The sequence below is a fragment of the uncultured Bifidobacterium sp. genome (assembly GCF_945269915.1).
Classification (GTDB): domain Bacteria; phylum Actinomycetota; class Actinomycetes; order Actinomycetales; family Bifidobacteriaceae; genus Bombiscardovia; species Bombiscardovia indica.
Genome location: NZ_CALYOY010000027.1, coordinates 20,318 through 29,539 on the forward strand (window position 1 = coordinate 20,318; position 9,222 = coordinate 29,539).

The window sequence follows — 9,222 nt, forward strand, 5'->3', positions numbered from 1 at the left end:
TCAGCGTCCCCTATCAAGGAGGGCCAGGGCCTGTTTGAGGACCTTGGGTACGTCCTGCCTGCCCAGGGGCATCGGGAAGTCACCTTCCTGGCTGACCTGGTCGACCGCCTGCTCGGCATCATGCTGCTGCCATCCCAGGGAGATGAGCCCTTCGACCACCTGGTGGCTGCCGGAATCCCGGTTCGGCCTCTGCTGGGAACCATCCGGGTTATTCAGGTCCAGTTTGCCGGAGAGTTCCAGGATGATTTTCTGGGCGCCCTTTTTGCCCAGGCCTGGAGACCGTGACAGGGCCGTGGAATCACCGTCGGCAACGGCCTGGGCGAGTTGGTCGGGGGTCAGGGTCGAGAGGATGGAGAGGGCCACACGGGGGCCTACCCCGCTCACTTTCTGCAGTTGGGCGAAGAGACTCTTGGAGGTGCGGGAGAGGAATCCGTAGAGGGTGACCGAATCCTGGGAGACATTCAGGGAGGTGAATACCGTGACCGTGGTTTCGGACCTCATGGACCCCAGATCGGACTGGGGCATACGAACCTCGTAACCCACCCCCGACACATCGATGATGGCACATCCCGCCTCGATGGCGGCCACCCGTCCTGACAGCATAGCCAGCAATTGATCACCTCCACGTAATGGACCCATGTACTCGAACGTCTGTTCGAATCAGCTTACATGTCTCTGTGGACTCCCCCACGCCTGTTTTGGTGGGCCGCCGCCTGCGCCCACTGACGCTGTGCGGGGGTCAGGTGCTCCTCGCGTTCGCCGCCCTGAAGCGCCCCGGCCGGACGCAGGGCATGGCAGATGGCCTGGGCCAGGGCATCCGCCGCATCGGCGGGTTGGGGCAACCTGTCCAACCCCAGAATCCGGGCCACCATGCGCTCGACCTGGATCTTTTCGGCCTGGCCATTTCCTGTTACGGCCATCTTGGCCTCGGTCGGCGTGTGCAGGGCCACAGGTATCCCCCTCTGGGCTGCCACCAGCATGGCCAGACCGGCCGCCTGGGCCGTGCCCAGGACCGTGTTCCTGTTGGACTGGGCAAAGACACGTTCAATGGAGACCACATCCGGACTGAACAGGTCCATCTTCTCGCTCAAGCCCTGGTAGATGGCCAGGAGACGGAGGTCCTGCGACTGGTCCGGGTCGGAACGGATCACATCGACATGGATAAAGGAAAGCCGGCGCGATGCGCCGGCTTCGATGACACCGACGCCGCAACGGGTGAGCCCCGGGTCGACGCCGAAAACGATCATTGATTCACTCTTCGTCCAACTGGGCCAGGACGTCGTCGGGTGCGGTCCAGTTGCTGTAGATTTCCTGGACGTCGTCCAGATCGTCCAGGTTGTCAATCAGCTTGGAGACCTTGCGGGCCGAATCCAGGTCCAGGGAGACCTCGCTCTTGGGGTTGAGGACCAGGTCGGCGGAGTCGTAGTCGATTCCGGCATCCTGGAGGGCCTTGCGAACCGTGACCATATCGCTGGGACCGGTCAGGACGGTGAAGCTCTCGCCGTTGTCCTCGACATCCTCGGCGCCCGCCTCGGCCGCCTTGTCGAATACCGTGTCGTAGTCGGTGCCTTCGGCGGGGACCACGATCTGTCCCTTGCGCTCGAAGTTGAAGCTGACCGAGCCGTTCTGGGCCAGGGAGCCGCCACCCTTGGTCAGGGTGGAACGGACCTCGGCCGCGGCACGGTTCCTGTTGTCGGTCAGGCACTCGATGATGATGCCCACACCGGCCGGTGCGTAGCCCTCGTAGACGATCGTCTCGTAGTTGGCCGCCCCGGCCTCCTCGCCTGAACCGCGCTTGACGGCCCTGGAGATGTTATCGGCGGGGACCGAGGACTTCTTGGCCTTGACGATGGCATCGTACAGGGTGGGATTGCCGTCCGGGTCACCGCCACCGGTCCGGGCGGCGATCTCGATGTTCTTGATCAGCTTGGCGAAGAGCTTGCCACGCTTGGCGTCGATGGCTGCCTTCTTGTGCTTGGTGGTGGCCCACTTCGAATGCCCTGACATATGACTCCTGACGGTACGAATGCATAAACGAATGGAATTCTAATTTGGCTCTTTGACAATCATAGGGGTCGCAGGGGCCTGGTGCCAACCCGCTTCGCTCTGGGGAATGCCCGGATCAACGGCCCGGGTTGGCCGTCACGGTTGCCCTTCTGAGCGGATTCCATCCCCTGCGGCCAGGGACTCCCTCCTCCAGGGCCTTGGCATATACCTGGAGGATCCGGTCGGTCACATGGTTCCAGTCGTAGTCCATGGCCCGTCTCCGGCCCCGGTCCGCCAGGTCCCGGCGGCTGTCGTACCGGCCGAGGAGCTCCAGGATGACCCGTGCACAGTCCATGGGGTCGCCCTTGGCGAAGAGCCTGGCGCTGGTCCCCTCCTGGGAGACGTCCCGGAAGGCCTGGAGGTCGGAGGCCACGACGGGGCATCCTGCGGCCATGGCCTCGGTCAGGACGATGCCGAAGCTCTCCCCACCGGTCTGCGGGGCTATATACATGGTCAGGCTGTGATAGAAGGATGCCTTGTCATCATCGCTGATCCTGCCCAGGAAGAGGAAGTGCTCGGACAGGTCGGGGTCGATGTCCCTGAGCATCTTCCTGGCCTCCTTCTCCCCGTCTCCTGCGCAGAGGAATCGGACTCCGGGCATTGCGGCCAGGATGGTCGGGGCAGCCTGGGCAAGGATGCGGAATCCTTTGCGCTCCTCCTTCATCCGTCCCAGGAAACCGATGGTGGGGGCTCCCGGTCTTCCCTCCCACTCGCGTTCGGGAGTGGCCTTCCGGAAGAACCCCGCATCGATGCCATTGGGGATGATCTGGGTGTCTATCCTGTCGGTCAGTATGTGCTCCGCGGTCTGCAGGGCGGACGGGCTGACGCAGATGGCCTGCCGGATGTTGGCAAGGTAGCTGCGCAGGTAGGGCCGGGTGATCCGCATGGCCAGCGGGTATGTGTCGAAGGAGGCATGGAAGGTGGCCACGTACGGGCAGGGGGCGAACCCCCTGATCAGGGGCTTGTGGCTGAGGCTGGGTACCTCGGGCTCATGGAGGTGGAGGATGTCGAACCGGCCCTGACGGACCCACTGACGGGTGACACGACCGGCCGAACCGAAGTAGCTCAGGTTGGCCACTGATCCGTTGTAGGGGACGGCGAATGAAGACCCGGTGGTCTGTACCCAGAGGGGCATGTCATTGGTTCGTCGCCCCGGGGCCAGGACCTGGACCTGGTGTCCGCGCTTCATCAACTGCTGGGCGAAGTCGCGAATGTGGAGCTGGACGCCTCCCGGGGTCTCGAAGGAGTATGGCGAGATGATGCCGACCCGGAGATGTCTCCCCCCCAGGGGGTCGAGGGTGGTGATACCTGAACTCGTATCTTCCATGACTGCCCTCAAGACCGGTCCCCCTCTCCCCTGCCCTGCCGTTTCCGGATTTCGACTCGTATGTGTTCAGGTACCCCGTGCATCCTGGACAGGTCCAGATCCTCGATGAAGATCGGCTGGAGCATGTGCCAGTCCTCCGGGTGCTCCCCGATGCCCCGGGCCCACTGGTCGACCCAGGCCTGGGTCAGTTCCCGGACGGCCCGGTCCCGGGGAAGATCCTGGAAGGCCTCGGTGTCTATGGGACCGTCGATCGAGCAGATGTATCCGCGTGGTGTACCGGCCTGTCGTCTGCGTTCACCACTCAGCTTCTCCCGGTACATGTTGACCGTGTAGAGCGGGAGATGGGAATCCAGGGCGATGACCGCAGGTCCGGCAGCCACCCGGATCCACGAGTCAAAGGCTCTGACGAAGACCCCGTTCCGGCTCAGGTCCCGATCCGCCAGGAGGGGGACGACCTGTCCCGGATCCGACAGGATGCCGGTCAACCGTTCGATGATTCCCGATTCACCGGTCAGGATGATCCGGATGCCCAGGTCACGACGAATCTGGGCAAAGGCCTCCAGGAGCGACCGGTCACTGAGCCGTTCAGCCACCGTGGTCACGGGACCAACGGCCCTGCCGGCCCAGAAGCCGGCATAATCCCAGTTGCCCTGATGCCCCATTCCGATCGGCACGGACCGGGATTCGATCATGGCCTTGGCCGGGTCCGGGAAACCGGTGCCGGCGGGCCTGATTCTGGCCAGGAGCTGTTCGGGGCTGCGGGCGCCGACGGTCAGGGCTTCGGAAAAATAGGTGAAATAGGAGCGCATGCCCAGTCTGCTCACATGGCGGAGCCGCTTCCTGCCCGCAGACCCAAGCACATGGGTCAGATTGGCCTCGAGCTGCTTGACCCCTCCGATGCGCAGGAGCCAGGAGATGTCGGCGGAGAGGAGGAAGAACCCTCGTAGCAGGGTTTCAGGCACCCACCGGGCATACCGTGCGGTCAGAATCAGTAGGCGGTCCAGCATGGGGCCTCACTCGTGGCTGGGATCGGCCGGCCGCGGGTTCCTGTTCATATCTTGGCTGACATGACTGATGCGTTGCCAGACCGTGACGATGCCCAGAAGGGCGAGGGCCACCAGGAAGCAGCTGAGGACCGCCAAGGGGAGACCGGCACCTGTCAGGGCCATGCCCACCAGGATGATGACCAGGCGGTCGGACCTGGTGGCGATGCCGTTCTTGGCTTCGAACCCCTCGGCCTCAGCCCTGGCCCGGGCGTATGAGGTGACGAAGGAGGTCATGATGGCGAAGAGGGCTGCGGCCATGCCGATCTGGGCCCAGATATCAGGTCCCTGATGGGACCCGTCAGCCATCCAGAGAACCTCATGGCGACGCAGATAGACGATGACACCGGTCAGGACCGCCCAGTCGGCGATCCTGTCCAGGGTGGAGTCCAGGAAGGCTCCGAACTGGGTGCCGCCACCGGTCATGGAGGCCACCGACCCATCCAGGGAGTCGAAGGCCACCAGGATGGCCAGGACGATGGCCCCGGGCAGGAGCCAGCCGGTCAGGCCGGTGGCGATGGCGACGATGACGGTACCGGCAGCGCCGATGATGGTCACCCCGTTGGCGGTGACCCCGATCCTTACCAGGCCCCTGGCAATAGGTGCGATGATGCGTTTCCAGGGGCGACGTAGATGTTCGAACATGGTTCCGTCCTGCCTCAGGCCTGCTCTGAAGCCGTGGCCGAGGTCTGCGAGGTGAAGTCGTCAACCGAGTTGATCTGGACCCTGGTCGAGATGGCCTCGGCGATCCAGGCCCTGGCGGACTCCACGGGAACCCCGTTGAGCTGACTGCCATCCCTGAATCGGAAGGAGACCGCATTCTTGGAAACGTCTTCCTCGCCGGCAATCAGGATGAAGGGGGCCTTGGACTTGGCCGCATTGCGAATCTTCTTGCCGAACCTGTCATCGGACCGGTCGATCTCGCAACGAACCATGTCATCCCTGAGGGTCTCCAGGAAGGATTCCAGGTGGGGGGCGAACTCATCGGCCACCGGAACCGCCTGGACCTGGACCGGGGCCAGCCAGGCGGGGAAGGCGCCGGCGTAGTGCTCCAGGAGTATGGCGAAGAAGCGCTCAATGGAGCCGAAGAGGGCCCTGTGGATCATGACCGGGCGCTGGTGTGACCCATCGGCGGCCACATATTCGAGCTGGAAGCGCTCGGGCAGGTTGAAGTCCAGCTGGATGGTCGAGACCTGCCAGGTGCGCCCGATGGCATCGCGGGCCTGGACCGATATCTTGGGACCGTAGAAGGCCGCTCCCTCGGGGTCGTCCACCAGTTCCAGACCGGAGTCCTTGGCCACCTCGGCCAGGGTGTTGGTGGCCTCCTCCCAGACCTCGTCGGACCCGACGAACTTGTGGGGGTCCTTGGTGGAGAGCTCCAGATAGAAGTCGTTCAGTCCGAAGTCCTTGAGGACCTTCAGCACGAACTGGAGGAGACTGGTCAGCTCCCCCTTCATCTGGTCACGGGTGCAGTAGATGTGGGAATCGTCCTGTGTCAGACCGCGTACACGGGTCAGGCCGTGGACCTCGCCGGACTTCTCGTAACGGTATACCGTCCCGAACTCGAAAAGCCGCAGGGGCAGCTCCTTGTAGGACCGCTGCCTGGACTTGAAGATCAGGTTGTGCATGGGGCAGTTCATGGGCTTCAGGTAGTAGTCGAAGCCCTGCTTGGTCACCTGGCCGTCGGAGTTCTGCTCCTCATCCAAATGCATGGGCGGGTACATCCCGTCCTTGTACCACTGGAGGTGTCCGGAGATCTCGTAGAGGTGGCCCTTGGTGATGTGCGGCGTCTGGACGAAGGAGTAGCCGTTCCGACGGTGCATCTGACGGGAGTAATCCTCCATGGCGTTGATGACCGCGGCTCCCTTGGGATGGAAGACGGGCAGGCCGGGCCCTATCTCGTCCGGGAAGGAGAAGAGGTCCATCTCGGCACCCAACTTGCGATGGTCGCGTTTGGCGGCCTCCTCCAGGCGGGAGATGTAGGCCTTCAGGTCATCTTTGGAGGCCCATGCCGTGCCGTAGATGCGCTGGAGCATGGGGTTCTTCTCGTCACCGCGCCAGTAGGCGGCGGCCGTCCTCATCAGCTTGAAGCACTTGATGTAACGGGTGTTGGGCAGATGGGGCCCACGGCAGAGGTCGCTCCAGACCGTCTTCCCATCCCGGTCCAGGTTGTCGTACATCGTCAGCTCGCCGCCGGTGGCCACCTCGGTGGCCTCTTCACCGCTGATTTCGGCCTCCTTGGCCCCGATCAGCTCCTGCTTGTAGGGTTGGTCCTTTTCTTCGGCACGGGCCTCGTCCTCGCTGACCACCCGCCTCTGGAAGCGCTGGGAGGACTTGATGATCTGCTTCATCCGCTTCTCGATCTCCTTGAGATCGTCAGGGGTGAAGGGCTTCTCGACGTCGAAATCGTAGTAGAACCCGTCCTTGATGACCGGGCCGATGCCCAGTTTGGCATCCGGGCGGATCTCCTGGACGGCCTGGGCCATGACATGGGTGGCCGAGTGGCGCATGATGGCCAGACCGTCCTCGCTGGTCAGTGCGATGGGCTCGACGGAATCACCCTCGTGGAGGGGGGTGTAGAGGTCGCGTGGCTGGTCGTTGATCCTGACCGCAATGATGTCCTTGTCATCAGCAAAGAGCTGGACTCCAGTCTGATCCGCTGCCACCTCCTTGTGTTCACCGCTCAAATTTATGGAGATGTTCGACTGTGTCATGAATGCCGTCCTTGCTATCGGAGCCCGCGTTACAGGGTGCAGGCTGGACATGGTTATCGAGGACAGATTATGTCGTAAGTCAGACAAGGGCGGGAATCATGGTCCGGCCCGGACCCTAGTCCTCGGGGCTCCGTCCGGGGCCCTTGTCGCCCATGGAACGCAGAAAGTCCTCAGCCTCCTTGACCAGCTCCTGGGCGGTCGGATCATCCAGCTGGACGTTCATCTGGTCTTCCGACTGTTTGTCGGTCTCCATCTCCAGACGGTGCACGTAGCTGGCCAGGTCGTCGTTGCAGTGGAGGAGGACGGATGCCTGGGCCTTCCACTCCAGTGCCTTACGCGGCAGGTTCCCCTGTTCCAGGTCCATGCCCAGCATGGAGGAGAGTCTTTCCAGGAGCTGCAGGGTGCCCTGGGCGCATTCATCGCTGCCCAGGTACTGGGGCACGGACACCCAGACGGATTCGGTCGTATACCCGTCCTGGGTGGCCAGGGCATCAAGGACCGTGGGGATGCCGATGGGGCCGGAATGGCCGTCCGTGTCGGTCAGGGCCTGGTCGCTGGCCAGGTCGTCGATAGGCAGGGGCCTGGTGTGGGGGCAGTCGGCGAACATGGAGCCCAGGGTGATGATGGAATCCACCTCGTAGTCCTCAACCATGTGGATGCTCTGCCGACAGAATTCGGTCCAGCGGTAATTCGGCTCGGGGCCCATCTCCAGGAGGAGGGTGTGGTCCTGATCGATCTGGACCAGGTAGAACTTGGTGGACGGCCAGATGATCCGCCTCCGGCCCTGTACATGACAGAGCATGGGTCGCGACATCTGGTAGTCGTAGAACCCCTCGCCCTGGATATTGCCCACCTCGCGGGAGTCATAGACATCGAGAAGGTGGCGGATGACGTTGGTCGAGGCTGAGCAGGCATCATTCCAGCCGTCAAAGGCCGCCACCATGACGCAATGCTGCTTGGCTTCTTCTCTCATACCTCTCACATTACCGGTAGGAAGCCGCTGATACGCGGGGTATGCCATCAGCGGAGGGTGGGCGACACGCTCTTCTTGCCTCATTCCGCATTCACGGATATAGTAGTTACTCGTGCTCAGGCAGTCATGCCTATGGCTGGTTGAAGTGCGGGCATAGCTTAGTTGGTAAAGCGCGACCTTGCCAAGGTCGAGACCGCGGGTCCGAGTCCCGTTGCCCGCTCGAGGTTTTCGAGCAGTTTAACCAATACGGTGGGTTAGCCAAGCGGTTAGGCAGCGGCCTGCAAAGCCGTATAGACGAGTTCGACTCTCGTACCCACCTCTCTCGCAAGAGAATGACCCGGGCGGTTGGCGCAGAGGTAGCGCACTTCCCTGACACGGAAGGGGTCACTGGTTCGAATCCAGTATCGCCCACGAGGATCGCGGTTATGCGGTCGTTCAGGATTCCGGGCGATTGGCGCAGCGGCTAGCGCACTTCGTTCACACCGAAGGGGTCGCAGGTTCGATTCCTGCATCGCCCACCCCAATCCGATGTGTGAGCTACCGTTGGTTCGCCGTTTTTCGTGTTCCCCTCCTTTGTGGGTTGGTCTTTGATGTGCCCTGCAACGCCTGCCGTTGAATCTGGTCGAGGATAGGTACCTAAGGAAACAGGGGCCAGGTCCAACATGATAATGATTTATCATTGGCCCTTCAGGATCTGAGTTCATCGATGAGCACCGCTGAAGCACACCTGGTCGATTTTTCCTGAAATAACCCGATTCGACACGTACGCTGAGCTCGAAGCTTGTGATTGACCGAGGCTTGTGATAATTTGCTATTTGTTCCCTGTAGGTGCAGATGGCGAGGTATTGAGCCGTCGTTACGGATGAAGGGTGGTGGCATGCTGATGGAGCGGAGTCCTCTTGTGCGGACTTCGATGGCTCCTGCCGCTGTGCTCAGCGGGTTCGAGCAATGGTTGGCCCGAACCTTTGAACTGAGACCTTTCGTATAAGGTGTGTCATACTTCGGCGATCCGAGCGTCGGGTCGCGGTCCGATCCTCAGAGATTTCCCATCATCGTGGATTTTTCCGGGGTTCGATATTCAATTCCCCTCCGGCAGCGTGAAGAAATATACCCCCCCCC

8 protein-coding genes and 4 tRNA genes are annotated in these 9,222 nt (G+C 62.3%); 4 read left to right on the top strand and 8 right to left on the bottom strand.

Annotation, left to right across the window (positions count from 1 at the left end):
• The 8 genes from ruvA to Q0K62_RS06155 all read right to left on the bottom strand — a co-directional run bounded on the left by ruvA (position 1) and on the right by Q0K62_RS06155 (position 8,103).
• Entirely contained in the window at positions 1-612 is a 612-nt protein-coding gene (ruvA, locus tag Q0K62_RS06120; RefSeq protein ID WP_297317096.1) for a Holliday junction branch migration protein RuvA, read from the bottom strand.
• Between the two features lie 53 nt (positions 613-665).
• Complete coding sequence (gene ruvC / locus Q0K62_RS06125; protein ID WP_297317097.1) at positions 666-1,247, bottom strand: crossover junction endodeoxyribonuclease RuvC; 582 nt, start codon at positions 1,245-1,247, stop codon at positions 666-668.
• 4 nt (positions 1,248-1,251) lie between these two features.
• The gene (locus Q0K62_RS06130) at positions 1,252-2,007 is read right to left on the bottom strand and encodes a YebC/PmpR family DNA-binding transcriptional regulator (RefSeq protein ID WP_297317098.1); all 756 of its coding nucleotides are present in this window, start codon (positions 2,005-2,007) and stop codon (positions 1,252-1,254) included.
• A gap of 115 nt (positions 2,008-2,122) precedes the next feature.
• The gene (locus Q0K62_RS06135; protein WP_297317099.1) at positions 2,123-3,373 is read right to left on the bottom strand and encodes a glycosyltransferase family 4 protein; all 1,251 of its coding nucleotides are present in this window, start codon (positions 3,371-3,373) and stop codon (positions 2,123-2,125) included.
• A gap of 8 nt (positions 3,374-3,381) precedes the next feature.
• Positions 3,382-4,380: a phosphatidylinositol mannoside acyltransferase gene (locus tag Q0K62_RS06140; protein WP_297317100.1), complete on the bottom strand. Its 999-nt coding sequence runs from the start codon at positions 4,378-4,380 to the stop codon at positions 3,382-3,384.
• 6 nt (positions 4,381-4,386) lie between these two features.
• A complete protein-coding gene (gene pgsA / locus Q0K62_RS06145; protein ID WP_297317101.1) occupies positions 4,387-5,061 on the bottom strand; it encodes a phosphatidylinositol phosphate synthase in 675 nt (224 codons plus the stop codon).
• 14 nt (positions 5,062-5,075) lie between these two features.
• Complete coding sequence (gene thrS / locus Q0K62_RS06150) at positions 5,076-7,130, bottom strand: threonine--tRNA ligase (protein ID WP_297317102.1); 2,055 nt, start codon at positions 7,128-7,130, stop codon at positions 5,076-5,078.
• 115 nt (positions 7,131-7,245) lie between these two features.
• Positions 7,246-8,103, bottom strand: coding sequence for a PAC2 family protein (locus tag Q0K62_RS06155; protein ID WP_297317103.1), 858 nt, complete (start codon positions 8,101-8,103; stop codon positions 7,246-7,248).
• Between the two features lie 147 nt (positions 8,104-8,250).
• On the opposite strand from Q0K62_RS06155, the gene Q0K62_RS06160 reads away from it, so the two are divergent.
• From Q0K62_RS06160 to Q0K62_RS06175, 4 genes are all read left to right on the top strand, one after another.
• Positions 8,251-8,323 (top strand) — tRNA-Gly (locus tag Q0K62_RS06160).
• A 28-nt stretch (positions 8,324-8,351) separates the two neighbouring features.
• Positions 8,352-8,422 (top strand) — tRNA-Cys (locus tag Q0K62_RS06165).
• Between the two features lie 20 nt (positions 8,423-8,442).
• A tRNA-Val gene (locus tag Q0K62_RS06170) sits at positions 8,443-8,514 on the top strand.
• 34 nt (positions 8,515-8,548) lie between these two features.
• A tRNA-Val gene (locus Q0K62_RS06175) sits at positions 8,549-8,621 on the top strand.
• Positions 8,622-9,222 lie beyond the last annotated feature (601 nt).